Raw genomic sequence first — 24,924 nt, 5'->3', positions numbered from 1 at the left:
GCATTCAGGGGCGCTGATTCATATCGGGGGATGCCTCCGGCGCCCCTGCATTCAGGGGCCACCTCCCAAGGGAACGGGATCGAACGCAGACGTCTCGAATCGCCCGATGGAGATCATGTCCGAGAGGAGTTCCGCGCCGGCCGGGAAAACACGGTCGGCGTGACGGGGAAAGTCTTATCGGATCGTGGCCCAGGCTCGTCCGACCTCCTCGACCGGATAGGGAGTGGTCCTGCTCTCGGTCTGCAACTCCCGATAGAACCTGCCCATGACGACGGCGACCGGGGCGTAGCGCTTGATGATCGCCGCGGCCGCCGCCGGAACACCCGGGAGGTCCTCGCCGTCGACGCATCGGTTCATGAACGCGACGCGGCCCGCCCGGTCGACCGCACCGCTCAGCGCGGTTGTCAGCCAGTTGACCAACTGTGACGCCGTGTAGTCCCGGTCGTAACCCCGGTGTTCCGCGAAGAAGCCGGACTCGGCTTCCAGGAATTCGAATCGAGAGCTCACCGCGAGGCCGAAGTCCGCGAAGTAGAGACGTCGGCCGTCGGTCAGGATGTTCTCGAAATGCGCGTCGAAGTGCAGGAGCCCGTTCGCGTTCATGAAGGAGACGCCGGCTCTCAGATTTCGCTCCACCATGGTGAGCGCCGATTCGACGGCGTCGTCACCGAGGGCGACCTGCGCGGTCAGCCACTCGTGCAGGTTCTGGGGAATGTATTCGAGAAACAGCATCACACCGGCCGATGCCCGCGCGACCGCCTCAAGCCGCTCGCGTACCGCCGCCGAACCGTCCCAGTACGCGACCGTGTCCGCCAGATCCGCTCGCTCCTCGGAGGTCGGTGTCCGGGGCGGCGGCCCCTCCAGCACCCGCCAGTGGTACATCAGCGGGAAACTCTCGGATCGCCTCCCGAGAACCCAGTTGGTCGTCATGGTGTGCACGGCCGGCTCGCGCCACGCGCCGAATCCCGATCCCGGCCCCAGTCCGTACTGACAGAACGTGGGGAGCCGGAACACGTTCGCCGTGGACCTGATGTTCTCCGGGCGTCGTTCCAGGTCGGTGAGGGGAACGCGTTTCGCGAAGACCGGTATGCCTTCGATGTCCAGCAACACCGCCGTGCCGCCGACCCCGGAGGCGATGACCGGGGCCTCGTCCACGAGCTCGCCGAGGCGCCGGTCGCTCAGCAACGCCAGGGCGGTGGAGACGGTGTCGTAGCCGGAGAGACGTGTGGCGTGGGACATGTCAGAGCGGTCCGGCGACGATCCCATGAATGCGCATCCCGTCTCGTCAGCTTATTGATCTTGACGGTGAGGCTACCGCAGCGGGTGAAGCCGGCCGGTGGCTCGGTGTGCGGGCCTGTTCGGGCGGCGGTCGAGGAACCGGTTTCCACCCGCCACGACGACCGGCTCCCACGCGGGGCCGGCCCGCTCTCATGGACGGCCTTGAGACCAGACTCGGCCCCGTGACCGGCCGTCCGCCGTGGCACCGGCCACGGCGCTCCCCGGCTCTGTCCCACCGATCGTGTCCTGCGGATCAGGACACGTAGGACGGCTTGGCGGTCCAGGTGTCGCAGGCGGCGGGGGAGATCGCGCGGTAGCCGCGATCGAACCAGCGGACCCGGTTGGCGCCGGCGCCGTGGGTGCGGTGGCCGGGGTCGTCGCCGCTGGCGCGGAGCTCGTCGGACAGCGACTCCCAGTCTTGCGCGGTACGGGGCAGAGAGCGTCGCACGCTGCCCAGGAACACCCCTGACAGGCAGTCCGCCTGGAGTTCGTAGCGGCGGTTGAGCTCGTTCTGGTGGGCGGGGTCGGAGCGGACGCGGGCCTCGTAGTCGCGTCTGACACCGGTGAGGCTCTGCAGGTGGTGGCCGTACTCGTGGGCCGCGATCTTGAAGGGATACAGGTCGGTCCGGTTCTCGATCCAGTCGCCGGTGAGCGGGAACACCAGCGTGGCCCGTTCCGTGCAGTAGAGGGCCCCCACGTTGACGGGCCAGGGCACGGTGCCGCACACCTTCTGCGCGGGCTCCTCGTAGAAACGGACCGTGGGCTTGCGGAACCTCAGCCCGGCGCGAGCGAAGTGGGCGGACCATGATTTATCAAGGCATTTCATGACCGTCGTCAGGTACTCGCGCGTCCGGGGGATGCCCAGGTCGATGATCGGCGGTTCCGGGCACGACGTGGTCGCCAGCTTGCCGGTCTTCAGCAACGGGCTCTTGGGCGGCGCGGCCTGCGCGACTCCGGACGACAGGACGGTCAGGCACGCGGTCGCCAGGATCGCCCATCGGGTGAGGACGGTCAGGCGCCGGAGGGGGCGTCGCGAATCGGCGCCGGACGGGGGGAAGCGCATGGTCGGACAGTTTAGAACTCCTCCGCCGACAGGGACTTGAACCCGCCGCGACGGGAGGTTCTAGCGTGGTGGACGTGATCGGGAAAGACGACGGCGAGCGTCGATGGAGTATCGGCGAGGTGGCGCGGGCGAGCGGCATGACCGTGCGCGCGCTGCGTCACTACGACGAGATCGGCCTGCTGAGCGCGAGCGAACGCATCGCGTCGGGGCACCGCCGCTACACCGAGAGCGATGTGCGGCGGCTGTACCGGGTGCGGGCACTGCGGACGCTCGGGCTGTCACTGGAGGAGATCGCGAGTGTCCTCGCGGACTCCGCGGACGACCTGGCGGCGATGCGCGAGGTGCTGACGGCCCAGTTGCACGGGCTGGAGTCGCACGCCGTACGGATCCAGCAGCTCACGCACCGGCTTCACGGGCTGCTGGGACAGATCGACAGCGCGTCGATGCCCGATCCGGACCAGTTCATGATGACATTGGAGATGATCTCTGTGTTCGAGACCACATTCACGCCGGAGCAGCGGGAGCAACTGGCCCGGCGCAGGGCCGAACTCGGCCCGGAGGCCGTCGAGGCGGCCAAGACCGAATGGGCCGGGCTCGTCGAGGAGCTCCTGCGGCACGTGCGGGACGACACCCCCGTCGACGACCCGCGGGTGAGGGCCCTGGCCGGCCGCTGGGACGCGCTGGGGAACCGGTTCCACAGCGAAGGCGAGGACGGCGAGCGGACCAAGGCCGCCGCGCGAAGGACGTGGGAGGAGAACAGCGAGCAGATCGGTCAGAGGCTCCCGTGGCCCGTGGACCAGATGCGCGACCTGGTCGTCTACCTGGAGCGGGTCCGGCAGGCCGGATGACGCGGCCGTAGGACAGGCCGGATGACGCGGCCGTAGGAGAGGCATCCGCGGTGCCTCCCCACGACGGGCGGCCTTGATCACGAACTACGGCCGGAACGTCACCCGATGCCGCTGATCCTCTCGGGCTTGATGACGAAGATCACGCGCACCTGGTCGCGACCTCCGTACCAGGGGTAGGGCTTGCCGAGGTATTTCTGGGCGAGCTTCTCGATGTGGTCGGCCGCGCCGATGGTGGTGACCTCGACCACCCGTCCGCGCACCTGCGTGTAACTCGAGGGGTCGTCAGGGTGGGAGACGGCGACGGCCACGCGCGGGTCCCGCTCGATGTTCCTGGTCTTCACGTGGCTCTGCACGCTGTTGATCAGCACGTGCTCGCCGTCGGTGTCGACCCAGGTCTGGGTCAACTGCGGCGAACCGTCGGCCATCGTGGTGGCGATATAGCAGACGCTCGGCCGTCGCAGCAGCGCGAGCAGTTCTTCGGTGAGTTTCACGGCGATCTCTTCAGCCAGTCGGATGCGGCGCTCTTCTGAGCTGCCCGGCATGATTGTGGAGCAGCATACTTGCTCCGTCGTGGCCGGAGACCGGGGCGTGTCTCCCTGCCCTCCCGCCGGTCGCCGGCCTGCTCGCGCGGCGCTCCGGCCTCGCCGGATTCTCCGTGCCTCCCGCGAACATCTCGGGTTCCTGTGAATCCCTTACGTGAGGAATGCCGAGGCCAGAGGGGTGGTTGCCTCTCGCTGGACGGCCACGTCGCCGGCGAGGTGAGTCCGGCGTTGATGTCCGCGCTCAGCCCGCAAGGAGAACCACCCCACGTGACGACAGAGACTTCGGAGGGCGTCGGTTTCAGGTCGAAGCGTGGTCCGGTGCTTGCCGCCATCATGCTCTGCACCGGCCTGGTGGCACTCGACAGCACGATCATCGCGACGGCGGTGCCGTCGGTTGTCAGTGATCTGGGAGGTTTCTCCCAGTTCCCCTGGCTTTTCTCGATCTACCTGCTCACCCAGGCGGTGACCGTCCCCCTCTACGGCAAGCTCGCCGACGTTTTCGGGCGCAAGCCGGTGATGTTCTTCGGCATCGCCGTGTTCCTTCTGGGTTCGGTGCTGTGCGGTATCGCCTGGAGCATGCCGGCGCTGATCTTCTTCCGCGCGCTGCAGGGCATCGGCGCCGGAGCCGTGCAGCCCATGAGCATCACGATGGTCGGCGATCTCTACTCCGTCGAGGAACGCGCGCGCGTGCAGGGTTACGTCGCGAGCGTCTGGGGCGCCGCCTCCGTGATCGGGCCCACGCTCGGCGGCGTGTTCTCCGAGTACCTCTCGTGGCGCTGGATCTTCTTCATCAACCTGCCGCTCGGCGCCATCGCCGCCTGGGTGCTCGCCCGGCGCTTCAAGGAGCAGGTGAAGCGGAGCTCCCACAAGATTGACTACGTCGGGGCGGCGTTGCTCACGGCCAGTTCCTCCCTGATCATCCTTGGTCTACTCGAAGGCGGGGTGGCGTGGAGCTGGGTATCCGTTCCGAGCGTGCTCATCCTCACGATGGGCGTCGTCCTGGCCGTCGTGTTCGTCCTCATGGAGCGCAGAGCGGCCGAGCCCATCCTGCCGCTGTGGGTGTTCCGCCATCGCACGCTCACGGGCGGCAACCTCGTCAGCCTGTGCATCGGCGCGCTCATGATCGGTCTCAGCTCGTACGTGCCGACCTACGCGGAGGGCGTCCTCGGCACCGGCGCGCTGGTGGCGGGCTTCGCCCTGGCCGCGCTCACCATCGGCTGGCCCATCGCCGCGACCTTCTCAGGACGCCTCTACATGCGCATCGGCTTCCGCGACACGGCGCTCATCGGCAGTGGCCTGATCGTGGTCGGCGCCGTCCTGTGTGTTCTGCTCACCCAGCGCGCCCCGATCTGGGCGGTCGCGGGGGCGTGCTTCGTCGTGGGCGCCGGGCTGGGACTCGCGTCGAGCCCGACCATGGTCGCCATCCAGTCCGTCGTCGGGTGGGAGCGTCGCGGCGTCGTCACGGCGACCAACATGTTCTGCCGCTCCATCGGCAGCGCGGTCGGAGCGGCGGTCTTCGGAGCCATCTCCAACGCCACGCTGGCCGGCCACTTCGCCGCCCCGCCGGCCTCGGTGGCCGGCCGGTTGCCCGACAGCGTCGACGCGACGAGCCTGGTGCTCGGCGGCCAGGACGCGGGAGGACAGCCGGCGGTGGTGGCCTTCGTCCGCACGGCGCTCTACGACGCCACCCACAACATCTTCCTCGCGCTTCTCCTGGTGGCCGTGCTGGGTGTGGGCGCCATGCTGCTCATGCCCAGGCGCACCAAAGAGCTCACGTTCGACTGACCTGGCCACGGGGTCGAGAAGGACGCCTTCGGCGACCACTTCGGCAGGCACGGCGGCTTCGGCTTCGGGATGGCGGTCCGCACCCACCGCCGCGACCTGGCGTCCGTGGGCCAGTTCGGCTGGGACGGCGGCCTGGGCACCACCGCCTACGCCGACCCGGCCGAAGGACTCATCGGAATCCTGCTGACCCAGACGGCGATGGACTCGGTGGACACGCCTCGCCTCCACCGCGACTTCTGGACCGCCGCCTACCAGACGATCGGTGACTGATCGCGCGTCCCGCCGGGGCGCGGAGCCCGTCGGATCCTGGGCTTTCGCGGAGATCGCGCGGTGCGGGGGCCTGCTCGCGGCGGCGAGTCCCGGAGGTTCGTCACCGGCCGTGGCCGAGGACGGCCGTGACTAGCTCACCGGCTGGGGTTCCGGGGCCTGCTGAGGAGAGGGCTCGATACGGCGCAGCAGGGCCCAGGCGGCGGCGCCGACGGGCAGGGTGAGCCAGCAGGTGAGCAGCCGGTAGACCAGGACGGCCGCCGTGACCGGCGTGACGGGCGCTCCGGTGGCGGTCAGCCCGGCGATGAGGCTGGTCTCGATGATGCCGATGCCGCCGGGGGTGAGCGGGATCTGCCGCAGCAGCTGGGTGGCGAGGTAGACGGCGGCCAGCCGTACCGGGTGGACGTCCAGGTCGAACGCGACGGTGGCGGTGTACAGGCAGGCCAGGTCGGCCAGCCACCCGACCACGGCGAAACAGAGCGCCGCCGCCGCGTCGCGGCGGGGAAGGGCGGCGACGGTGCGGAAGGTGGTGCCGACCGGCGCGAGGAAGGTGGCCACCCGGGACCATCGGGAGGTGGGCCTCGGCCGGCGCAGGCGTCCGGCCAGCAGGATGGCTCCCGCCAGCAGGATGAGGGCTCCACCCGTGATCAGCGTTCCCTGGGCGTCGACGAGCAGGGCGGGGTCGATGACGAGGGCCAGGGCGGTGCCGGCCAGGTAGAGCAGCAGCAGTCCGATGGCCGAGACGGTGCCGGACAGGATGGTGACGGACGCGGCGGTGGTACGGCTCGCGCCGTGGGCGCGGAACCGCTGGAAGGCGTAGGCGGCCGAGACGGCGGATCCGGCGGGCAGGGCGGCGGCTATGGCGGTGCGGGCGTAGGCCAGGGCCAGGGCGTGCGGCATTCTCATGGCGGCGCCGTAGGCGTGCAGCAGCGCTCGCTGCTGCCGGGCGAACATGGTGACCGACAGCACCGAGGTGGCCAGGGCGACGGCGAGACCCCACGTACTGGCCTCCCGCATGGCATGGGCGATCTGCGCGGGTGCCGGGAGGCTGTCGCGGAGCGTCCATATCGCTACGGAGACGACGGCGACGGGGATGAGGATCCGGATCCATCGGCGGACGGCGGACGGCGGCGTCCGGGCCGAGGGGCCGTCCGCCGGGGATCCGGCGCCGGGCGGCCACTGCTCCTGAGGGTCGTGATCCTCCTGCTCAGGAGGGGCTGTCAGCACGGAGGGGGATGTCATGGGGGGATGAGGGCTGCCGGTGCGGACGTGAGATGAGCCTTGGTGGCGCGATGTTCGACAATCAGGCACGGTCACTACTCCCACGACGATCCAAGCGAGCGACCCGATGAGCGGCTGGACGACGGGGGTGCCGTCGAGGAACGCCATCGAGCGCGGCAGCGCCGCCGACGCGACAGGCGGTGGCACCGGCTGAAGACGCCCGAGGGGGCGGCAGCGAGGTGGCCACCGACGGTTTTGACGGCGGGTTGCCAAAAAGGACAACAACCGGCGGGCCCAGAACGATACCGCCGGTCTTCGGATGAATTCAGGCTGAGGGCGGAAGAGGCCCTGGTCAACAGGATTCCGAGCCCCGCGGGAGGGCGGTCCCTGCGCTTTCGGCGGCGCGGGCGCACTCGGCGACTCCCTTCCCCGCGGGGAGTCGCCGGGGTTCTCCGAACGGCCGGTTCAGTGATCGAGAACGCGGGCGAGGGCGTCCAGGGTCTCCCGGCGCGTCCCCGGAGACGGGGAGATCCTCAACACGGGCGTGGGCAGGTCCGCAGGGGCTCTGCCGACGGGCACGGCGCCGACCAGCAGGGATGCCTGTGCCGCCCGTGATCTGGCGTTCTCGACGGCCGCTTCGGGGTCCGCGCCCGGCGGCGGCCGGAGGGTGACGAGAGCGGACGGCTCGTCGAGCGGTTCGGCCGCCCGCCAGCCGCCGATCCCGTCGAGGAGGCGCCGCGCCGCGACGCCGAGTTCGGCCAGGCGGGCGTGGATCGCGGCGGGGCCGAGGTCGTGGTGTTCCCGTACGGCGACGCCCAGCCCGACCCGCGCGGCGATCGGCCCCTCGAAGGTCTCGTAGCGGGCCGCGCCGGCCAGGGGAGACGGGTCGCCGTGCACCCAGGTGTGCCCGCCGAGGGCGGGAGCCGCCGCGTCCATGTCCTGATCGTGCTCGGCGAGGCCGGGAACGATCAGGAATCCGACCCCGCGGGGCCCGGCGAGCCACTTGCGGGAGGTCCCGACGTAGGCGGTCGCACCGGCGCCGCCGACGTCCACGTGGCCGAGGGACTGGCAGACGTCGAGGACCAGCGGCACCCCGGCGGCGTGGCACAGCCGTCCGGCCGCGGCGGCGGGCTGGACGACGCCGCGGTGGGAGGAGATGTGCGGGAGGGCGACCAGGTCCAGCCCGTCGGACAGCAGGGACGTGAGCCCGTCCAGGTCGAGGCGGGAGTCGTCGTCCACGGGCAGTTCGAGGAGTTTCCAGCCGCTCAGCCGCGCCAGGCGGTGCAGCAGCATGAGCGTGCTCCCGTACTCCGTGCGGCCGACGCCGACCCGGCTGCCCGGCGGAAGCCGCCATCCGCCCAGCAGCGCGGCCATCGCCGCCGTCCCGCTCTCCAGGAAGGCGACGTCGCCGGCGCCGGCGCCGACCAGGGCGGCCAGCGCGGATCTGGACGGGTGGAGGTCCGGAGCCGCCCGGTGGCCGCCCACCTCGCGTTCGCGCCGCAGGTGATCGACGACGGCGTGGTGCACCCGGTCGCTGGGGATGTTGTATCCGGCGGCGTCGAGGTGACCGGGCGGCGCGGAGGACCGCGCCGCCCGCCAGTCATCAGCGATCATGTGCCGGCCAGGAGGAGACTGAAGTCACCGGTCGGGTCGACGTAGCGGTGGTTCACCGTGAATCCGGCCGAGACGAGCTCCCGGCTCAGGTCGTCGAGGCGGAATTTGGCGCTGATCTCGGTGCGGACCTCCTCTCCCGCCTCGAAGGAGACGTGCAGACCGAGATCGCCGACCCGCACGTGCATGGGACGCGTGGCGCGGAGCCGCATCTCGATCCAGTCGTGCTCCGCGTCGTACAGCGCGACGTGTTCGAAGGCGTCCGGCTCGAAGTCGGCGTCCAGCTCCCGGTTGATCACGTGCAGGACGTTCCTGTTGAAGGCGGCGGTCACCCCGGCCGCGTCGTCGTACGCCGCGATCAGCCGGCCGGTGTCCTTGATCAGATCGGCGCCGAGCAGGAAGGTGTCGCCGGGGCGGAGCGTGGTGCGCAGCTCCTTCAGGAACATCTCGCGTGCCACCGGATCGAGGTTGCCGATGGTGCCGCCGAGGAACGCGACCATCCGGCGCCCCGTTCGCGGCAGCAGCGTCAGGTGGTGCTCGAAGTCGGCGCAGACCGCGTGCACGGTCAGGCCGGCGTAGTGGACGGCGAGCCGCCGCGCGGCGTCGGCGAGGGTGATCGCGTCGACGTCCACCGGCGTGTAGGTGTGCAGCGTCCCGGCCGCGGCGAGGGCGTCGAGCAGCAGGACGGTCTTCTCGCTGGTCCCCGAGCCGAGTTCGACCAGGGTGTCCGCACGGCTCCGCGTCGCGATGTCGGCGGCCTGCTCGCGCAGGATGGCCAGCTCGCGACGCGTGGGATAGTACTCCGGCAATCGGGTTATCCGGGAGAACAGCTCGCTGCCCGTCGCGTCGTAGAACCATTTGGGCGGCAACCACTTGGGCGTCGACGTCAGCCCGGTGCGGACGTCGTGTTCGAGCGCCTGGCGCAGGTAGTCGCGACCGAGGTGGTTGATCAGGTGTACGGCTGACTGGGTGACAGGCATGGGCCCTCCTCAAGGCGATGGGTCACGGCCCCCCGTGTGACGGCTCGTCGGCTCGTGACCGGGCTTCTGTGTCTTCTCGATGACCTCGCTCCGCTCGATCACGGTCCTCCTCGCCTCGCGGTCCGTCGGTTCGTGACCGGGGTGCCGGTCGGTCAGAGTGGCTGGATGCGCACGTCCCCGGAAGAGACGAGCACCAGGGTTCGCTCCGGTACGGCCTGCCAGCCGGGCCGGTCGTCCAACGGCTCGCTCGCCACGAGCACGCCGTCGCCGCGACGGAGAAAGAGCGTGTCGCCCCAGACGGTCGCGGCGAGCGACGTGCCGTCACAGGCGAGCAGGTTCAGGCGGGCCTCGGGATCCTTCACCCCGGCGTGGGTGACGACCTCCGCCAGGGCGTCGCCGAGCGGATGACCCGCGCGCCGCCGTTCGAACACCGCGGCGGCGAGCCAGGCGGAGTCGCAGGAGCTGGCCGCGTCGTCGGCGAGCTCCCTGACCGCCTCCCGCGCGACACGGCCGTTGTGACTGAGCAGCCACGTCCCGTCACTGAAGGGCGCGGTCGCGGTCTCCTCGATCGGCATGCCGACGGTCGCCGACCGTACGGCGGCCAGCAGGCTCCCCGAGCGGGCGACCCGCGCGAGGGGCGGCAGGTTGGCGTCGGTCCAGATGGGGACCGCGCGACGGTAGCGGACCGGCTCCTCCAGGGCGGCGTCGTACCAGCCCATGCCGAAGCCGTCGGCGTTGATCGTGCCGTGGCACTGCAGGCGCGGGGCGTAGGACTGGCGGAGCAGGCCGTACTCGGGTTCGTGGATCAGTGAGGCGAGGGTCCGGGGGGCGCCCAGCCAGGCCACGTGGCGGCACATCTACGTCCGCTCCGGGGAGGAGGGGGCGTCCGGGGAGGCCGATCTGGCGCAGCGGAAACCGGAGAAGATCTGCCTGCGGATCGGATGGTCCCAGTTCCTGAACGTCGTGCGGATCGCGGCCGGGTCGGCCGCCCAGGATCCGCCGCGCAGCACCCGGTAGTCGCCGCCGAAGAAGACCTCGCTGTACTCGGGGTAGGGGAAGCTGCTGAAGCCGGGGTAGGCCAGGAACCGGGAACCGGTCCACTCCCACACGTCCCCGATCATCTGCTCGACGCCGTAGGCGCTGGCCCCGGAGGGGAAGGCGCCGAGCGGCGCGGGCCGTGCCGCCCTGTGCCCGAGGTTCGTCCTTCCGGGCCCGGGATCGTCGTCACCCCACGGGTACTTCCGCGCCCGTTCCGTCTCGGGATCCCAGCCGCAGGCCTTCTCCCATTCGGCCTCGGTGGGCAGCCTCCTGCCGGCCCAGCGGGCGTAGGCGTCGGCCTCGTACCAGCACACGTGCTGGACGGGCTCGTCCATGGGCACCGGCTCGGTCCGGCCGAACCGGGTGCGCCACCAGGTGTCGCCGTCCCTGGTCCAGAACAGCGGGGCGAAGGCGCGGCTCTCCTGCCGCCAGCGCCAGCCCTCCGGGGTCCACCACCGTGGGTCGTCGTATCCGCCCTCCTCGATGAAGGCGAGGTAGGCGCGGTTGCCGACGGGGAGCCTGTCGATCCAGTAGCCGGGAAGGTCCACCCGGTGGGCGGGCCGTTCGTTGTCGTAGGCCCACGGCTCGGTGTCGGTGCCCATCAGGAAGGATCCCGCCGGGATGAACACCTCCTCGGCCCCTCCGGGCCTGCCGGGTGGGAGGTCGCCGTCGCGGACCAGGCCCGGCGCCTTCGACAGCTGCAGGGTGGCGAGCATCGTCTCGTCGTGCTGATGCTCGTGCTGGATCACCAGGCCGAAGACGAAGCCGCTCCGGTGGAGAGGATCGGGGTTGTGCAGGTCGACCTTGTCCAGGACGTCCAGCACCCGGCCGCGCACCCCTTCGATGTAGCGGCGCGCCTCCACCGGTCCCAGGATGGGAAGGCTCGGACGATTCTTGCGGGGGTGTTTGAACGCGTCGTACAGGTCGTCGATCTCGGGCCGGAGCGGGGTGATCCCGCCGACCTCACGCAGCACCCACAGCTCCTCGTAGTTGCCCACGTGCGCCAGATCCCACACCAGCGGTGACATCAGCGGCGAGTGCTGCTTGAGCAGCAGGTCGTCCTCGGCGTCGGTGTAGGCCAGGGAGCGGTTCCGCACCGAGAGCAGCTCGGAGGCGATCCGTTCCTTGAAGTCGTTCATCGAATCTCCCTGAGAATGGGGATCCCGGGCTTCAGCCGCGGGAGGAGGTCAGACCGGTTCTTCCTCGGTCAGGCCGGTTCTTCCTCGGTCAACCAGGCCGACAGACGCCGCCCTGGCCCTCTCACCAGATCCAGCAGGTCGGCGGCCGGGGACCGGCCGGGTGTCACGTGACGATCGGCGAACGCGGCCACCTCGCGGACCAGGCCCGCGGTCGCACCCAGGCGGGGCAGCGCGGCGAGGGCGGCCTGGAAACAGGCGTCGGCGGCCCTCCGCAGCCCCGGATCCGCCAGGCCGCGGCGCGCCGCCCGCGACCACATCCCCGCGTACGGCTCGGCCGCGGTCAGCGCCGTGTCGGCGGCGCGGTCGTCCATCACGAGGGCGTGGGTCACCGCCACGCACACCGGCCAGCTCGCCGGGTGCTGGGCGTCGAGGTAGCGGATCTCCAGCCAGCCGCGTGGCCGTACCGGGGGGAAGATCGTCGTGGCGTGGTAGGCCAGGTCGGTCAGGGTCAGGGGGCGGGTGTCCGCGGCCAGCCGGTCGCGAAGGGTCGAGCCGTTGCGGATCAGGCGGGATCGCTCCCCGTCCGCCCGGCCGCCGTCGAGGACCCCTGGATCCTCGCGACCGTCGCAGCCCGTGCCACCCGCGCCGTGCTCGTCGTGCTCGTCGTGCTCGCCTACGAGCATGAGCCGGGCGTCGAGCAGGTACTCCGTCCAGGCCGCGGCGGGATCATCGGCCGCGGGGACGGGGGCCGTCCGCGTGGGGTCGAGCCGCTCCCACACCGCCTGGCGGCCCGACATCCACCCGTACGGCCTGCCCTCGCTGAGCGAGGAGTTGGCGAAGGCCGCCACCAGGACGGGACCCAGCAGGTGCGCGCGCTCCCACCGCACCGCGGGCTTCCTGCCCAGATCCAGGTTGACCTGGATCGACGCCGTCGAGCACATCATCAGGGGCCCGTACGGGGTGCCGAGGAACGCCGCCATCGTGTCGTACCGGGGCATCCGCAGTTGCCGCCGAGCCGGGCGCAGCGGGTCGAGGCCCACCCCGGTCAGCACCATGCCGGCGTCCCACAGTGCTCGGCGGGTGACGTCCACGTCGGCGGAGAGGCGGACGATCGCATCGGGCAGGGAGCCCTCAGGGCCGGAGAGTTCGAGCTGGCCGCCCGGTTCGAAGGTCACCCGGCTCCCGCCGGGCAGCGGGGGCAGAGCGTCGGCGATCCTGGCCAGCGGGACCTGGAGATCGGGAGCCGTACGGTCGAAGACCAGGAACTCCAGCTCCACCCCCACCTGGTCGCCGGTGGAGCCGAGGAAGCAGCCTCGTGCGAAGTCCTCAACGTCCGAGGCATTCCGGATCAGCGTGTTCTCGGTCGCCAGACCGGTCATCCTCTTCCCCTTTCGCCCGATATGTATGGGTCTATAGACCCGTGAAGCGCGCGAACGTTACAGAGGAGCGTGATGTAACGGATCGCCCCGCAAGCGGAACTACGTCGCATGGGGCATGAGTGGGAATGACGCGATCCGGGTCTCGCTTCAGGCGATCGGCTGACTGCCGTGAGGTTCTGGGGCTTGCCACCGACTATCTCGAAGAGGCGCTGCCCGCCAGGCGACGGCGGCGCTTCGACTCTCACCTGGCCGAATGCGCCGGCTGTCTCGGCTACCTGGAGCAGATGCGGGCGACGATCAATGCGCTGGGCTGTCTCGGAGCCGATGACATTCCGGAGCGCGTGCTCAGAGGGCTGTGCGGAAGCTTCCTCGGCGCAGGCGCAGGCGCAGGCGCAGGCGCGGGCGCGGGCCCGGACTCAGGCCGTCCGCCGGTCGCGAAAAGCGGACAGTAGCCGGTCCCGCGTGGCGGGTGACAGCCCTTCGTCGCCCGGCAGGGTCCCGGACCGCAGCGTGCCGAGGCCGTCGACAGTGGTGCGGAACTGGTCGAGGTACCGCTCGCAGCCCTCGCAGCCGACCAGATGCTCCTCGAACCGGGACCGGGTGGACTCATCGAGGTCGTTTTCCAGGAAGGCGGTGACGAGGTCCACCAACTCCTCGCAGCTGAACCGCTTCACAACTTCGACCGCCTTACCGTCTTGAAACTGAACCGTTCTCACTACGCGGACCGCCTCGCCGTCTCGAAATAATCTTCCAATTGTTCGCGCACCGCCGCACGGGCGCGATGCAGCAGAACGCGTTGATTGGCCGCGGAGATATCCAGGATCTCGCAGACCTCCTCAGAAGTGCACCCCTCGACGTCGCGAAGTGTGATCACGGTTCGCTGCCGGGGAGGGAGATCGGCCAGGGCCACCGCGATCCGGCCGCGCACCTCGGCGGCGAGCACCTCGCCCTCGGGGGTCGGCCAGGCCAGGGGGAAGTATTTCCAATGGCCGGGAAAGGGGTCGTCCGCGCCCTGGAAAGAGGAGCGGTCGATGGTCGGTTTCTCCTGCTCGAAGGCGCTGCTCCACGGAACCGTGCGATTCTCGCGCACACCCCGTTTCCTGGCCGTGTTGACCAGGATCCGATAGACCCAGGTCTTGACCGAGGAGCGGCCCTCGAAGCCGTCGATCCCCTTGATCACCGCCAGCCAGGTGTCCTGCACGACCTCTTCCGCCGAGTCGCTGGTGGACACGTGAGAGCGGGCCAACCACAACATCCCTCGCGACCAGGTGTCCAGCAGTGCCGCGAACATCGCTTCGTCTCCGGCACGCAGGGCCGCGACGACGACATCGTCCGGGGGCAGTCCGCCGCCCGTGAACGACTCCACGATCGCTTCCTCCAAATAGGACATCAATGATGCTGGAACGCTCTGCCGGATCGTTTCCGGCTCGGGGGTGTCTCGGCGCTGACAAGTGGCATTGCCGTTGCTGACGCGTCCTCTCCGCTGAAGCGCTCCCGGGAGTGCTGCGTGTCAGAGGGGGAAGATTCCCGCTCTGACATGGTCTGACACCTTTTCTTACTGATTCCTGTCCACCTTGATCCCATGACGTCCTGCTTCTCCCCCTTAGTTCCGGCAGCCTGCCTTTCGTTACACGATCGGCCGACCGGAAACGGGGACGTCGAGGTCATGGCCGCTCATCCGCGCGGAGTCCGCCGGTCGGGCGAGCCGAGCAGCAGGGGGCCTACCTGGTCCACAGCGCCTCCTGGACGGTCTGGACCAGGGTCATCAGCTCGGGCGAGGCGTGCGTGCCGGACCAGACGAGTCCGTACATCATGCGAAGATCCCCGGCGTCGAGCGGGACGAAGCGGATGTCATGGCGGCGGATCGTCTTGACGAGCAACTCGGGCGTCGGCAGCAGGCCGACGCCGGCGGCCACGAGGTCCAGCGCGGCCGCGAAGTCGTCGATGTCGTCGGCCACCACGTGGTGCTGGTGCGGGCCTCGCAACTGGGCGGCGAGCCGCGCCCACATGCCGCCGGGCGTGCGGTTGCGCGGCATGAGGATCTTCTGCCGGGAGAGCTGCTCGGGCCGGATCCGTGACACGGCGGCGAGGGGGTCGCCCGCCGGTACGGTGAGATGGCCGACCGTCACGTGGAAACGGGCGGCGGTCGTGAACTCCCGGGGGAACGGCGCGCTGAGGATGGCCGCCGAGATGTCGCCCCGCTCCAGGTCCGACGTGGCGGCCCCCCACCCCGAGGCCCTGAGTTCGACGTCGATCGCGGGCTTGCGCCGGGTCAGCCGGAGGGCGATCCGCGCCGCGAGAGGGCCGACGATCAGTGGATAGGCCAGGCGAAGGGTCGGTCTCGCCGACCTGGCCAGCCGCGCGCCCTCGGCCACGAGCGCGGCGGAGGCCTCCAGCATCGCGTCGGCGTAGGGCAGGAGCGCCTTGCCCGCCGGCGAAAGCCGGACCTCCCGGCTGGTCCTCTCGAAGAGGCGGACCCCCAGGGATCGTTCCAGGCGGCCGATGGCCTGGCTCATCGCCGGTTGGGACATGTGCAGCTCGGCGGCGGCGCGCGAGAAGCTGAGGCGCTGGGCGACGAGCGCGAAGCAGCCGATGTCTCGCAGTGGCGGGCCGGGATCCACACTCCAGTATGGCCATCTCCCCACGCCGCGTACCCCGGGCCTGGTTAAACCCGTTTTGAGTACTAAAGTTGGCTTTTGTGATTAATTGGGTCGGTTTCATCCCGACTGCCGTGCTTGTGTCGCTCATTCCCGGAGCGAACCAGCTCCTCGGCCTGAGCAACGCCGTACGTCACGGCTCCGCGCACGCCCTCGCCGGGCTCGGCGGGCGACTGGCCGCCTTTGTCATCCTCGTCGGGCTGGTCGTGGCCGGGCTCGGCGCGGCACTGGCGGCCTCGGCCACCGCGCTCACGGTGATCAAGTGGGTCGGTGTCGCCTACCTCGCGTGGATCGGGTTCGTGAGCCTGCGGCGCGCCTGGCGGGCATCGGCCGACCCGGACTTGGCCGCCCCGACTTCCACGGGGAGAAAGGGCGTGCGGCCGCTCATCGTCAACGAGTTCGTCGTCGCGATGAGCAACCCGAAGCTGGTGCTCTTCACCGCCGCCCTGCTGCCCCAGTTCACCGGTGGGCCGAAAGACGGCGCCGGTGCGCAACTCGCCCTGCTCGGAGGGGCCTACCTCGGCATCGAGATCGTGGTCGGCCTCGGCTACATCGGCCTCGGCGGTCGCCTCGGAGCGACCGGCATCCCGGCTCGGACCCGGCGCCGAGTCGATCTCGGCAGCGGCGTGTGCTTCGTCGGCCTCGCCGGACTTCTCGCGGCGGACGACCTCGTCTGAGCTCGCCCCGGCCCGGATCGCCCTGGCCCGGATCGCCCCGGCACGGATCGCGCCGGGCTGATCTCGCACCGGCCCCGGGTGACTCAGGAGGCCGCGTCGCCCTTGACTGTAGTGTCAGAAATAATGACAAAAAGTCTTGCTGCGCCTTCCGGAGGTGAGCGTGAGCGCTCCGACATCGGTTGAGATCGTGGAAGAGTTCTGGGACGCCGTCTGGAACGCACACGATCCTGATGCGATCGACAGGTTCGTGGTCGACGACTTCGTTCTCACCAGCGGCGGTGAGGACGTCGTCTCGAAGGAGAGCTTCAAGGAGTGGGTCGGGGGCTTCCTGGAGAAGGTCGTCGACCTGAAGTTGGAGGTCGTCGAGTCGTTCCAGAACGAGGACGGAAGTCGTGTCGCGTCCCGCTGGCGCATAACCGGGAAGAACAACGGCGTGCTCGGCCTGGAGGCCGACCAGCGGTGGATAACCTTCACGGGCACCGCCGTCTGGGCGGTGCGCGAAGACGGCAAGTTGCTGCACAACTGGGTCGAGCGTGCTTCATGGGAGCTGTTCCAGCGGTTGACCGAGCACTGAGGACCCGGGCCGGTGGCGCCCGGTCGCACACGGTCCGCGCCCGCCGTGCGATCCCGCCCGCGACGACGGCCTGGGAGAGGTCGGCTAGGGTGCGTGGTGAAAGTGCTGCTCATGGTCATTCGTCACCGTCCGTGACCGGCACGGTTGCTTCCCAGCAGGAGATCGCGCACGTTGTCCGAGAAACACGAACACCCAGGGCAGACCTCGGAAGAAGGACGCCTCGGCCTGCGAGCCGACTGCGAGAACTGCTTCGCGCTGTGCTGCGTCGCACCGGCCTTCTCCGCCTCGACGGACTTCGCGATCGACAAGCCCGCCAAGCAGGCCTGCCCCAACCTGAAAACGGACTTCCGCTGCGGCATCCACTCACGCCTCAGGCAGCAGGGCTTTCGAGGGTGCACCGTCTACGACTGCTTCGGCGCGGGGCAGAAGGTCTCTCAGATCACCTTCGGCGGAGAGGACTGGCGGCGGGCCCCGCACACCGCGCGGCGGATGTTCGAGGTGTTCCCGGTCATGCGGGACCTCCACGAGCTGCTCTGGTACCTGACCGAGGCGCTGACGCTGCAGCCCGCCCGATCCCTCCACGGTGAGCTCGGCCTCGCGCTGGAGGAGATCGAACGCCTCACCCGCAACGGCCCCGAAGCTCTCGTCGAGCTGGACGTGGCGGCACGCCGGCGAGACGTCAACGCCCTGCTGCTGCGCGCGAGCGAACTCGTGCGCGCCGAGGTCCGGCACAAGAAGAAGGACCGCAGGGGAGCCGACCTCATCGGGGCCAAACTCAAGGGCGCGGACCTGAGAGGCGCCAACCTGAGGGGGGCCTACCTCATCGGGGCCGATCTCAGAGGCGCCGACCTGAGAACGGCCGATCTCATCGGGGCCGACCTCAGGGACGCCGATCTCAGAGGGGCCGACCTCACCGGGAGCATCTTCCTCATCCAGTCCCAGCTGGACGCGGCGAAGGGCGATGCCGGGACCAAGGTGCCGCCGTCGCTCACCCACCCGGCGCACTGGTAGCCGCCGGGCATTCCCGGTCCCTCCGAACGGCTGGTGAAGCGGCACCGGATCCGGCCACGCCCGGTCCCGCGGGCGCTCCGAACGGGACCACACCCATGCGCGATCCCTTTCCGGATCCCGCTTGAGTCGGTAGAGGGTGTCTGAAAAGTCGTTAGGTTGGTGCTCGGGTGAGCCGGCGGAGCAGGGTGAAGCCCATAGCCAGGTAGATGGTGTTTTCTGAGGTGGCCGGCAGGTACTCGTAGTCCTTGGCCAATCGGCGGTAGCGGCCCAGCCAGGCGTACGTTCTTTCCACTACCCAACGGCGGGGGACGACGGCGAACCGAGGTACGATCCGGGGCGGTGCTCCAACGGGAGCCCAGGTGTGCCGCATGCCGCCGTCGCGTCGGGCGACCACCTGCACGGTGATGCCGGCAACCTGGCGGGCCCATTCCAGGAAGGGGCCACGGTAGCCCTGGTCGGCCCAGCAATGGCGGAGCCGCGGGAAGTCCTGTCGGATGTCGTGCAACAGGAGGGTGGCGCCGATGCGGTCGTCGACGTTGGCCGCGCTCACCCGGGCCTTGAGCACGATGCCCAGGGTGTCGACGATCAGGTGCCGTTTGCGGCCGTTCACCTTCTTGGCGCCGTCGTAGCCGTGGGGCCCCCTTTTTCGGTGGTCTTGACACTCTGGCTGTCCAGAATGCCCGCGCTCGGCTGCGGGAGTCGGCCCTGCCGGGTGCGTTCCCGCTCCCGCAGCACGGTCAGGATCTCTCGCCAGCCGCTCATGCACCGCCGGACGCCCACCCAGCTTGGCCAGCGGGATCGATGGAGCAAGGGCCTCCTACTCGACGTCACTCAGGTCGGCTGGGTATGCGGCACGCTTCTCGGTCATCGACGACCTCCCGTGCTCCCGACACGGGTCATTACATGGTCGATATGCCCATCAATGGGCTTTTCAGACACCCTCTACTGATTAAGAAGGTCTGAGGTTACGGCGGTTCGAGACTCAAGCCGATCTCGGCGATGAACGCGTTGAGCAGGCCAGGCTGGTACTGCATGCGCTTGAGATGGCTTTTCAGGAGCACCGCGAGTGCGTCGACGCCGTGAACGGCGAGGTTGTAGATCTTGCCCTTGAGGTTGGCCCAGATGCCTTCGGCCGGATTGAGTTCAGGGGCATACGCCGGCAGCCGATAGACCAGCAGCCAGTCGGCACGCGCGGTGATCCAGGCCCGCATCGGGGCGCTGACATGCGCCGGAAGGTTGTCCCAAATCACCATGATCGGGCCGCGGAGTTGCTGATGGGCATCGGTGAGCAGAGCGGCGAAGTCGGCCCAGCCGAAGCCCTTCGGCTCATGTCTGCGGCCGTGATAAGTGATCGTGCGGTAGATCAGCCGGGTCCGCTCGCCCGGCTTGACGCACAGCAGCCCGGCGATCGAGACCCGGCCCGCTCCACGCCCGGGCACGGTCACGATCGGGGTCTGGCCCCGCCTTCCCCAGGTGCGGCCCTTGGGCGGTCTGAGGTTCTGGCCCGATTCGTCGCAGAAGACGATCCAGGCGCCCCAGGCCGCCGCGGTTCTTTTAACGCCGACCACCGCCGGCCCCGCCACGCGGTGATCTGCTCCTCGTTACGCTCGGTGGCTCGATGTACCGGCACCTGCGGCGACCACCCCTGCCCGCGCAACAGGTAGGCCACCCCGCGCGCCGTGTACGACACCCGAAACACCTCGTTGATCACTGCGGCGATCCGGGGCAGCGTCCAGCGCTGATCAGTCCAGCCGTGCGCGGCCGGACCTCGATCCAGCTCCCACGCCAGCCGCTCCAGCTGATCGGCAGACAGTCGGCACACATTCCCGCCGGGACCCCTGGAGGCCAGTGCGGTCTTGCCGCCGGCCTCCCAGGCTCGACGCCATGCACACGCCGATTTGCGGGTGATGCTCAACTCCCGCGCCACCTGCGGCGCGCTCATCCCCTGGGCGAACAGGTCCGCCGCCACGAACCGAAGCCGCTCCCGTTCAGCGCGGGCCCGCATCGACAGGCCCCCACGATCCGAATACCTCATATTCCAGGTCTACAACCCCCGCGAACGCGCCGCTCAACCGGCCCAGGCGCCCGTAACCTCAGACTTTCTTGATCAGTAACTGGCTACGTACGTTGTCGGATCACATGATCAAGGTCGCTTGAGAAGGTCGTTCGGCGAGGATTTTCATTACATAGTCAAGGCGGCCCGCCACGGCGGGCCGCTGGCGTTCGCGGGCCGGGCTGCGGCTCTCCGGCCGGTCCCGGCCCGCGACGCCCAGGCCCTCGACAGGCGGTTGCCGAAAGAATCGCGACCGTCGTCGACGAGGACCGGGAGCAGGCCGCGAGCACCCCAACACTGTTGCCGAAAGATTCAGCGGGGCTCAGCTGTTCGCGATGGCCTCTTGTGCTTCCGCCAGCCGGTTGACCGCCGAAGCCAGCGCAAGGATGGCCCACACCTGCGCCTCCTCCGGTCTTTTGTCAGCGAGAGCATTCAGTGCGGAATCCTCGTGAGCACCGGGCCCGACCATGACGTTGTCGTTCATCGTGATCCTTCTCTGCGGGGGTTGGAGTCCAGAAGAACGCGACCTCGGGAAGTGAGTTGCCGAATTGTTCTTATAGGGGATTCAAGCAGCATGTGAGAACTCCGCCGAGCCGATCTCGCCGATGTATGTTCAGGTCGCCGATCCGCTCTGGATCGGTGATCGGATCCGGGGCAGGACGCAGCGGGGTGGCCTGAGCGAGGGCTTGGTGGGCGCGGTGCCGGTTGTAGAACTGTTCGTACTCGCGCAGGGCGTGCCGGAGGTGGCGTTCGTTCCACAGCAGGCAGCGATCGAGTAGTTCGCGGCGGCAGGACTGCACCCACTGTTCCATGATCGCGTTCATCCGTGGCATCCGGATACCGGTGAGCACGCTCTGGATGCCGGCCTCGGCGAGGATCTCGTCGATGAGCGCCGGGAATTTGGGCGCCCGCGCCGCTTCGGCGCGCAGGCACGAGCATGACGCCGTTTCATCAGATCGCGATGCCAGCGCATGACAGTGTCCGGGCGGATGAGAAGCCTCAGTCGGCGAAGCACCTCGCGGGGCAGAGGCGCCAGGAGAGCGGCGAGGAAGGCCCGGTCCTCAGGCGCGAACCTCACCCGGGTGTCGGCGCCGAGTTGCCGTTCCAGGACGGCGATCTGGTGACGTAGGGTGAGAATCTCGATGTCCTTGTCCCGATCGCCCATCGGCAGCAACCTCAGCGCCGCGAAGGTGTTCGTGACGGCGAGATAGGCCAGACAAAGGAGCACGACCGGTCATCCTGCCGTACTCCTCCTCTGCAAGAGCCGGAGCCTGCCTGCAAGAGAAGCATTGCAAGGCCGTGACCTGGACGGATGGAATTATCGGCAGGCGCAGAGCTCTCCACGTTATTTTCCGGCCGCGCTGGCCCGTGCCGTTGACGGAGGAAGGGTGCCCAGGCTAACTGTCGCGGCGGACCAGAGCGAGCCCGTTCGCGGCAGCGAGCAGCAGCGCCCAGGTCGTGAGAGCCGCGCCGGCGAGCATCGGAGGGAGCTCGGTGACGGCATATCCGGGGGTGCCGAGCATGCTGAGACTCAATTGGTCGGGGAGTAACCGGATCACTTCCGGCAGTTGGAACACGCCGGTCGCGACCGGGACCGGGACGAGAACCAGGATCGTCAGCGGTGCGATGGTGCTGCGCAGAAGTCCCGCGAGCCCGTACGCGACCAGCGCCATCAGCGTGTACGCGGCGACCCAGCGGCCCAGATCGAGGAGGATGCCCCCGGCGTCCGTTCCGTCGGCGATGGTGATGGTGAGGCGTTCGGGGAGGAGCACAAGGAGCGCGCCGGGAACCGTGACGGCGAGGAGCGCCGCCAGTTTGGCGAGGGCGAGGGTGACCCGGTTCGGGGTGCTGGCCAGGGTGACCCTGATCTGCCCTGACAGGTACTCGCTCCCGGCCGCGTAGATCGGGAGGACGAGGAACACGTACACGGGCACGAACATCAGGGTGCCGAGTTCGGAGAGCGGCGTGGGGCGGGGGCCGACGCCGAGCCGCACCAGGTCGGTGGCGTGGATGACACCCAGAGTCGTGTTCAGCAGCAACGTGACCACGATCGCGAACGGAGTGGCCGGGTGGGTGAGGATCTTCGTGACCTCAGCAGTCACGAGGTCGCGCCGCCGGATGACGGGCGGGGTGACGCGAACGGCCCGGTCGAGTTTCACGCTCGGGGTCCTTGGCCTTGCCGCCAACGCCGGTCCACTGCCTGCCCGGGCGGGGCTGAAGGTTGAGCGGCCCGAACTCGTCCATGCAGAAGATCACAGCCGGCTCGTCGGGGTCACCGATGACCTCGCCGTCGGCGATGGCGTACAGGTGCTCGACGCGGGCCTTCTTGGTCGCGTAGTCCGGATCCCGGGAGGCTTTCCAGGTCTTTATGGCTTGAAAGGACACACTTTCCGCACGCAGAAGCTCGCGCAGGCCCTCATGGCTGATGTCCTCGACCACCCCCTCGGCGACCAGGAAATCGGCCAGCTTGGCAAGGCTCCACCGAGAGAACGGCAACCCGTGCTCGACCGGTTTGAACTTGGCGATCTTCTTGATCTCCACGCGCTGCGGGAGGGTGAACGTCGGCTTCCGGCCGCCCTTGTACTTGGGGTAGAGCGAGTCGAATCCGTCGGCGTTGAAGTTGTGGATCACATCTCGGACCCGGTCTTCGCTGGTGAAGGCCACTTTGGCGATCTGGGTGGTGTTCATGTCCTGGGCGGACAGCATCATCATCTGCGCTCGCCGCCAGGTCACCACCGAGCCGGTGCCGCGCCGTACGATGCGCAGCAGCCGATTTCCTTCATCGTCATCGATCTCGCGTACGCGAACCCGCTCAGCCACGAGCAGAGTCTGAAGCGATCACGCCCACAGAGGTGGGACCGTGATCGGCGTGTCGCCACAAAACAGGGCAAACCCAAGATGATGCGGCACTAGCCGCCGACCCGGTCGTGGTGGAATCGGCGTTGATGCGCCGGTTGGCGACGGTGCCCGATCAGCGCTCGTCCTGTGGGCTGCGGCATCCGCTGGTGGTCATCGTGACGTTGACCGCGTGCGCCACGCCGGTGGTCGGCGGTGACAGCGTGGCGGCGATCCGGCAGTGGGCCGCCCGGATCTCTCAACAGGTGCTCCAGCGGCTGGGCGCCTACCGCGATTCGTTCACCGGGCTGTTCACCGTCCCGAGCGAACGGACCTTCCGCCGGGTCCTGGCCGAGCTGGACGCCGACGCACTGGGCACCGCGATCAGCGGCTACGTCGTCGATGTCATCCACCATCAGGCGCCCGCACCGCAGATCCCCGACACCCCCGGCCCCGCTGAGCGAGAACAGCGCCGCGCGGCCGCGCGGCAGCTCACCCACCCTGCCCCGCCCGGACTGCTGCCCGCGGCGGCACTGGACGGTAAGGCACTGCGCGGAGCACGCACCGCCGAGGGCGGACGGGTCGTCCTGGTCGGCGCGATCAGCCACGAGCACGGCGTGATCCTGGGCCAATGCCAGGTCGCCGGCAAGAAGGGCGAGGGCCCCGCCGCCCGCACCCTGCTGCCCCACCTGCCGATAGAGGGGATGGTCTTGACCCTGGACGCGTTGCACACCACCAAGACCACCGCCCGCATGATCACCCAGATGGGTGGCCACTATGTCCTCATCGTGAAGGGCAACCAACCGCTGACCCGCGCCGCCGCGCACGCCCTGCTGTCGGAACCGGATGCCGAATGGTCGGCCACCACCGCCATCGATGACGATCACGGGCACGGCCGTACCGAGCGCCGCACCATCCGCACCGCCCCCGCCGATGACGGTCTCTTCCCCGGTGCCCGGCAAGCCTTCCGGCTCCGCCGCGACGTCGGCGACCTGGCCCGGCCCCCGGATGGCCCGTGGATCAGCAAAGAGATCGTGTTCGGCATCGCCAGCCTGCCTGGCAGGTCCCATCCACCTCAACCACTACGAGCGCCGGCACTGGTGCGTGGAAAATCGGCTGAATGGGGTCAGAGACGTGACGTTCAAGGAGGATCATTCCCAGGTCAGGACGGGTACCGCGCCCAGGGCCCTGGCCGGCTTCCGGAATCTGGCGATCAGCACCGCCCGTCTGGCCGGCCGTGCCAACATCGCCCCCGCCCGCCGCGACCTCCTCGACCACGATGCCGCCTTCGCTGTCTACAACATCTGATCACAGGACGGATTGGGACGGAACAATTCAACGCCGGGGCCCTGGTGGTCATCCCAAAACCATCCGGTCGGTTGGCCGAATCAATGACGCGGAGACGCCGCCTGAGCTGCGACTCAGTGCTAATTCCTAGGCCAAATGCCTGCAAAGCTATGAGATAAGATTGTTCGATCTTGACTTCAAGAGGAAAAAAAAGTCATGATCACATAGGTCAAGAGCTGCGGGCGAAAATCCTTAGCCTCCGCCCGCAGCACATCTTTTCGATGCACAGAAAGGGTATCGCAATGAAGTCCAACCGTGGTCGCTTCCTGTTAAAGAAGGCCGGTCTGCTCCTCGGAGGTGTCATCGGAGCTGCCGCGCTCATGCCCGTGTTCGGCGCGTCCGCGCTGAGCGCGACCGAGGACTACGCCCACGCCTACACCTCGGGTACGCGGGTGGTGGCGCAGAACAACAGCTGGCAGACCAACCCGGGCCACACGTACGCCAACTACACCCGCAGCGGCTCGGGAAGCTCGGTGTTCAACCTGAACAACCCCAACTGGGGAACCTCCGTCCAGAGCGGCACGGGAACCACGGTGACCAGTCTGCGCGCGTGCGTCAGTATTCCGGTACTCCCGGATGACTGCAGCGCTTGGGACGAGTAGTAATACCTAATGCCGGGCGG

General features: G+C 69.0%; 28 protein-coding genes and 1 pseudogene. 10 read left to right on the top strand and 19 right to left on the bottom strand.

The features are described from left to right. Positions 1-174: 174 nt before the first annotated feature. A complete protein-coding gene (locus J2853_RS33330) occupies positions 175-1,236 on the bottom strand; it encodes a BUD32 family EKC/KEOPS complex subunit (protein ID WP_307564674.1) in 1,062 nt (353 codons plus the stop codon). A 292-nt stretch (positions 1,237-1,528) separates the two neighbouring features. Continuing rightward, positions 1,529-2,338 (bottom strand): neutral zinc metallopeptidase, encoded by an 810-nt coding sequence (locus J2853_RS33325; protein ID WP_307564673.1) that lies wholly within the window; start codon positions 2,336-2,338, stop codon positions 1,529-1,531. Positions 2,339-2,412: 74 nt separating this feature from the next. Here J2853_RS33325 and J2853_RS33320 point away from each other — a divergent pair, with 74 nt between their 5' ends. Continuing rightward, the gene (locus tag J2853_RS33320; protein ID WP_307564672.1) at positions 2,413-3,186 is read left to right on the top strand and encodes a MerR family transcriptional regulator; all 774 of its coding nucleotides are present in this window, start codon (positions 2,413-2,415) and stop codon (positions 3,184-3,186) included. Positions 3,187-3,284: 98 nt separating this feature from the next. On the opposite strand, the gene J2853_RS33315 is transcribed toward J2853_RS33320, so the two are convergent. After that, positions 3,285-3,677 carry a PPOX class F420-dependent oxidoreductase gene (locus tag J2853_RS33315; RefSeq protein WP_307564671.1) on the bottom strand — a complete coding sequence of 131 codons (393 nt, stop codon included), beginning with the start codon at positions 3,675-3,677 and terminating at the stop codon, positions 3,285-3,287. A 318-nt stretch (positions 3,678-3,995) separates the two neighbouring features. Between J2853_RS33315 and J2853_RS33310 the strand changes: the two genes are divergently transcribed. After that, the gene (locus J2853_RS33310; protein WP_307564670.1) at positions 3,996-5,513 is read left to right on the top strand and encodes an MDR family MFS transporter; all 1,518 of its coding nucleotides are present in this window, start codon (positions 3,996-3,998) and stop codon (positions 5,511-5,513) included. Between the two features lie 69 nt (positions 5,514-5,582). Then, the gene (locus tag J2853_RS33305) at positions 5,583-5,783 is read left to right on the top strand and encodes a hypothetical protein (RefSeq protein ID WP_307564669.1); all 201 of its coding nucleotides are present in this window, start codon (positions 5,583-5,585) and stop codon (positions 5,781-5,783) included. Positions 5,784-5,912: 129 nt separating this feature from the next. On the opposite strand, the gene J2853_RS33300 is transcribed toward J2853_RS33305, so the two are convergent. The 6 genes from J2853_RS33300 to J2853_RS33275 all read right to left on the bottom strand — a co-directional run bounded on the left by J2853_RS33300 (position 5,913) and on the right by J2853_RS33275 (position 13,148). Beyond that, on the bottom strand, positions 5,913-7,022 hold the full coding sequence (locus J2853_RS33300) for a lysylphosphatidylglycerol synthase transmembrane domain-containing protein (protein ID WP_307564668.1): 1,110 nt from the start codon (positions 7,020-7,022) through the stop codon (positions 5,913-5,915). Between the two features lie 444 nt (positions 7,023-7,466). After that, the gene (gene egtE, locus J2853_RS33295; RefSeq protein ID WP_307564667.1) at positions 7,467-8,615 is read right to left on the bottom strand and encodes an ergothioneine biosynthesis PLP-dependent enzyme EgtE; all 1,149 of its coding nucleotides are present in this window, start codon (positions 8,613-8,615) and stop codon (positions 7,467-7,469) included. Continuing rightward, the gene (gene egtD / locus J2853_RS33290; RefSeq protein WP_307564666.1) at positions 8,612-9,592 is read right to left on the bottom strand and encodes an L-histidine N(alpha)-methyltransferase; all 981 of its coding nucleotides are present in this window, start codon (positions 9,590-9,592) and stop codon (positions 8,612-8,614) included. Before egtD ends, egtE begins: the two co-directional genes overlap by 4 nt. 152 nt (positions 9,593-9,744) lie before the next feature. Continuing rightward, on the bottom strand, positions 9,745-10,449 hold the full coding sequence (gene egtC / locus J2853_RS33285; protein ID WP_307564665.1) for an ergothioneine biosynthesis protein EgtC: 705 nt from the start codon (positions 10,447-10,449) through the stop codon (positions 9,745-9,747). Next, positions 10,450-11,769, bottom strand: a complete 1,320-nt coding sequence (egtB, locus tag J2853_RS33280; protein ID WP_307564664.1) for an ergothioneine biosynthesis protein EgtB — start codon at positions 11,767-11,769, stop codon at positions 10,450-10,452. A gap of 68 nt (positions 11,770-11,837) precedes the next feature. After that, the gene (locus tag J2853_RS33275) at positions 11,838-13,148 is read right to left on the bottom strand and encodes a glutamate-cysteine ligase family protein (RefSeq protein ID WP_307564663.1); all 1,311 of its coding nucleotides are present in this window, start codon (positions 13,146-13,148) and stop codon (positions 11,838-11,840) included. 125 nt (positions 13,149-13,273) lie between these two features. Here J2853_RS33275 and J2853_RS48000 point away from each other — a divergent pair, with 125 nt between their 5' ends. After that, positions 13,274-13,600 (top strand): anti-sigma factor family protein, encoded by a 327-nt coding sequence (locus J2853_RS48000; RefSeq protein ID WP_370879453.1) that lies wholly within the window; start codon positions 13,274-13,276, stop codon positions 13,598-13,600. Here J2853_RS48000 and J2853_RS33270 read toward each other — a convergent pair. From J2853_RS33270 to J2853_RS33260, 3 genes are all read right to left on the bottom strand, one after another. Then, on the bottom strand, positions 13,565-13,822 hold the full coding sequence (locus tag J2853_RS33270) for an anti-sigma factor family protein (protein WP_307564662.1): 258 nt from the start codon (positions 13,820-13,822) through the stop codon (positions 13,565-13,567). The two genes, J2853_RS48000 and J2853_RS33270, sit on opposite strands and share 36 nt — an antisense overlap. A 41-nt stretch (positions 13,823-13,863) precedes the next feature. Beyond that, positions 13,864-14,514: an RNA polymerase sigma factor gene (locus J2853_RS33265; RefSeq protein ID WP_307564661.1), complete on the bottom strand. Its 651-nt coding sequence runs from the start codon at positions 14,512-14,514 to the stop codon at positions 13,864-13,866. A gap of 355 nt (positions 14,515-14,869) precedes the next feature. After that, complete coding sequence (locus tag J2853_RS33260; protein ID WP_307564660.1) at positions 14,870-15,793, bottom strand: LysR family transcriptional regulator; 924 nt, start codon at positions 15,791-15,793, stop codon at positions 14,870-14,872. Positions 15,794-15,879: 86 nt separating this feature from the next. Between J2853_RS33260 and J2853_RS33255 the strand changes: the two genes are divergently transcribed. From J2853_RS33255 to J2853_RS33245, 3 genes are all read left to right on the top strand, one after another. Further along, a complete protein-coding gene (locus tag J2853_RS33255) occupies positions 15,880-16,482 on the top strand; it encodes a LysE family translocator (RefSeq protein ID WP_307564659.1) in 603 nt (200 codons plus the stop codon). A 160-nt stretch (positions 16,483-16,642) separates the two neighbouring features. Next, positions 16,643-17,056 carry an ester cyclase gene (locus tag J2853_RS33250; RefSeq protein WP_307564658.1) on the top strand — a complete coding sequence of 138 codons (414 nt, stop codon included), beginning with the start codon at positions 16,643-16,645 and terminating at the stop codon, positions 17,054-17,056. A 171-nt stretch (positions 17,057-17,227) separates the two neighbouring features. Then, on the top strand, positions 17,228-18,067 hold the full coding sequence (locus J2853_RS33245; protein WP_307564657.1) for a pentapeptide repeat-containing protein: 840 nt from the start codon (positions 17,228-17,230) through the stop codon (positions 18,065-18,067). Positions 18,068-18,218: 151 nt separating this feature from the next. Here J2853_RS33245 and J2853_RS33240 read toward each other — a convergent pair whose 3' ends face one another. From J2853_RS33240 to J2853_RS47995, 5 genes and pseudogenes are all read right to left on the bottom strand, one after another. After that, a complete protein-coding gene (locus tag J2853_RS33240) occupies positions 18,219-18,833 on the bottom strand; it encodes an IS5 family transposase (RefSeq protein WP_307564656.1) in 615 nt (204 codons plus the stop codon). A 199-nt stretch (positions 18,834-19,032) separates the two neighbouring features. Beyond that, positions 19,033-19,650: a transposase gene (locus J2853_RS33235; RefSeq protein ID WP_307564655.1), complete on the bottom strand. Its 618-nt coding sequence runs from the start codon at positions 19,648-19,650 to the stop codon at positions 19,033-19,035. A 53-nt stretch (positions 19,651-19,703) separates the two neighbouring features. After that, positions 19,704-20,009: pseudogene (locus J2853_RS33230) on the bottom strand (helix-turn-helix domain-containing protein); the annotation flags it as partial. A gap of 433 nt (positions 20,010-20,442) precedes the next feature. Beyond that, complete coding sequence (locus J2853_RS33225) at positions 20,443-20,604, bottom strand: hypothetical protein (RefSeq protein ID WP_307564654.1); 162 nt, start codon at positions 20,602-20,604, stop codon at positions 20,443-20,445. A 70-nt stretch (positions 20,605-20,674) separates the two neighbouring features. Beyond that, a complete protein-coding gene (locus tag J2853_RS47995; protein WP_370879449.1) occupies positions 20,675-20,932 on the bottom strand; it encodes a hypothetical protein in 258 nt (85 codons plus the stop codon). Between J2853_RS47995 and J2853_RS33215 the strand changes: the two genes are divergently transcribed. Continuing rightward, positions 20,931-21,095 carry a hypothetical protein gene (locus tag J2853_RS33215; RefSeq protein ID WP_307564652.1) on the top strand — a complete coding sequence of 55 codons (165 nt, stop codon included), beginning with the start codon at positions 20,931-20,933 and terminating at the stop codon, positions 21,093-21,095. The two genes, J2853_RS47995 and J2853_RS33215, sit on opposite strands and share 2 nt — an antisense overlap. Before the next feature lie 422 nt (positions 21,096-21,517). Here the strand turns inward: J2853_RS33215 and J2853_RS33210 are convergent, their stop codons facing one another. Together J2853_RS33210 and J2853_RS33205 are read right to left on the bottom strand one after the other, a co-directional pair. Then, positions 21,518-22,279, bottom strand: coding sequence for an ABC transporter (locus J2853_RS33210; protein ID WP_307564651.1), 762 nt, complete (start codon positions 22,277-22,279; stop codon positions 21,518-21,520). Further along, positions 22,212-22,940, bottom strand: coding sequence for a helix-turn-helix domain-containing protein (locus J2853_RS33205; protein ID WP_307564650.1), 729 nt, complete (start codon positions 22,938-22,940; stop codon positions 22,212-22,214). Before J2853_RS33205 ends, J2853_RS33210 begins: the two co-directional genes overlap by 68 nt. 110 nt (positions 22,941-23,050) lie before the next feature. Here J2853_RS33205 and J2853_RS33200 point away from each other — a divergent pair, with 110 nt between their 5' ends. Together J2853_RS33200 and J2853_RS33195 are read left to right on the top strand one after the other, a co-directional pair. After that, positions 23,051-24,421 (top strand): ISAs1 family transposase, encoded by a 1,371-nt coding sequence (locus J2853_RS33200; RefSeq protein ID WP_307564649.1) that lies wholly within the window; start codon positions 23,051-23,053, stop codon positions 24,419-24,421. A gap of 123 nt (positions 24,422-24,544) precedes the next feature. Next, entirely contained in the window at positions 24,545-24,904 is a 360-nt protein-coding gene (locus J2853_RS33195; protein ID WP_307564648.1) for a hypothetical protein, read from the top strand. The last annotated feature ends 20 nt before the right edge of the window (positions 24,905-24,924 follow it).

Origin of the sequence: Streptosporangium lutulentum (assembly GCF_030811455.1) — a bacterium.
GTDB classification, from domain to species: Bacteria; Actinomycetota; Actinomycetes; order Streptosporangiales; family Streptosporangiaceae; genus Streptosporangium; species Streptosporangium lutulentum.
The sequence above is the reverse complement of the archived record's forward strand: the minus strand, read 5'-3'. Positions and strand labels throughout refer to the sequence as shown.

Excerpts from the sequence above, each read along its gene's own strand:
- J2853_RS33325 (WP_307564673.1), bottom strand. The coding sequence starts at position 2,338 with ATGCGCTTCCCCCCGTCCGGCGCCGATTCGCGACGCCCCCTCCGGCGC.
- J2853_RS33215 (WP_307564652.1), top strand. The coding sequence starts at position 20,931 with ATGATCGCGTTCATCCGTGGCATCCGGATACCGGTGAGCACGCTCTGG.
- J2853_RS48000 (WP_370879453.1), top strand. The coding sequence starts at position 13,274 with ATGACGCGATCCGGGTCTCGCTTCAGGCGATCGGCTGACTGCCGTGAG.
- egtE (WP_307564667.1), bottom strand. The coding sequence starts at position 8,615 with ATGATCGCTGATGACTGGCGGGCGGCGCGGTCCTCCGCGCCGCCCGGT.
- J2853_RS33300 (WP_307564668.1), bottom strand. The coding sequence starts at position 7,022 with ATGACATCCCCCTCCGTGCTGACAGCCCCTCCTGAGCAGGAGGATCAC.
- J2853_RS33305 (WP_307564669.1), top strand. The coding sequence starts at position 5,583 with ATGGCGGTCCGCACCCACCGCCGCGACCTGGCGTCCGTGGGCCAGTTC.
- egtC (WP_307564665.1), bottom strand. The coding sequence starts at position 10,449 with ATGTGCCGCCACGTGGCCTGGCTGGGCGCCCCCCGGACCCTCGCCTCA.
- J2853_RS33195 (WP_307564648.1), top strand. The coding sequence starts at position 24,545 with ATGAAGTCCAACCGTGGTCGCTTCCTGTTAAAGAAGGCCGGTCTGCTC.
- egtB (WP_307564664.1), bottom strand. The coding sequence starts at position 11,769 with ATGAACGACTTCAAGGAACGGATCGCCTCCGAGCTGCTCTCGGTGCGG.
- J2853_RS33275 (WP_307564663.1), bottom strand. The coding sequence starts at position 13,148 with ATGACCGGTCTGGCGACCGAGAACACGCTGATCCGGAATGCCTCGGAC.
- J2853_RS47995 (WP_370879449.1), bottom strand. The coding sequence starts at position 20,932 with ATGGAACAGTGGGTGCAGTCCTGCCGCCGCGAACTACTCGATCGCTGC.
- J2853_RS33225 (WP_307564654.1), bottom strand. The coding sequence starts at position 20,604 with ATGAACGACAACGTCATGGTCGGGCCCGGTGCTCACGAGGATTCCGCA.
- egtD (WP_307564666.1), bottom strand. The coding sequence starts at position 9,592 with ATGCCTGTCACCCAGTCAGCCGTACACCTGATCAACCACCTCGGTCGC.
- J2853_RS33330 (WP_307564674.1), bottom strand. The coding sequence starts at position 1,236 with ATGTCCCACGCCACACGTCTCTCCGGCTACGACACCGTCTCCACCGCC.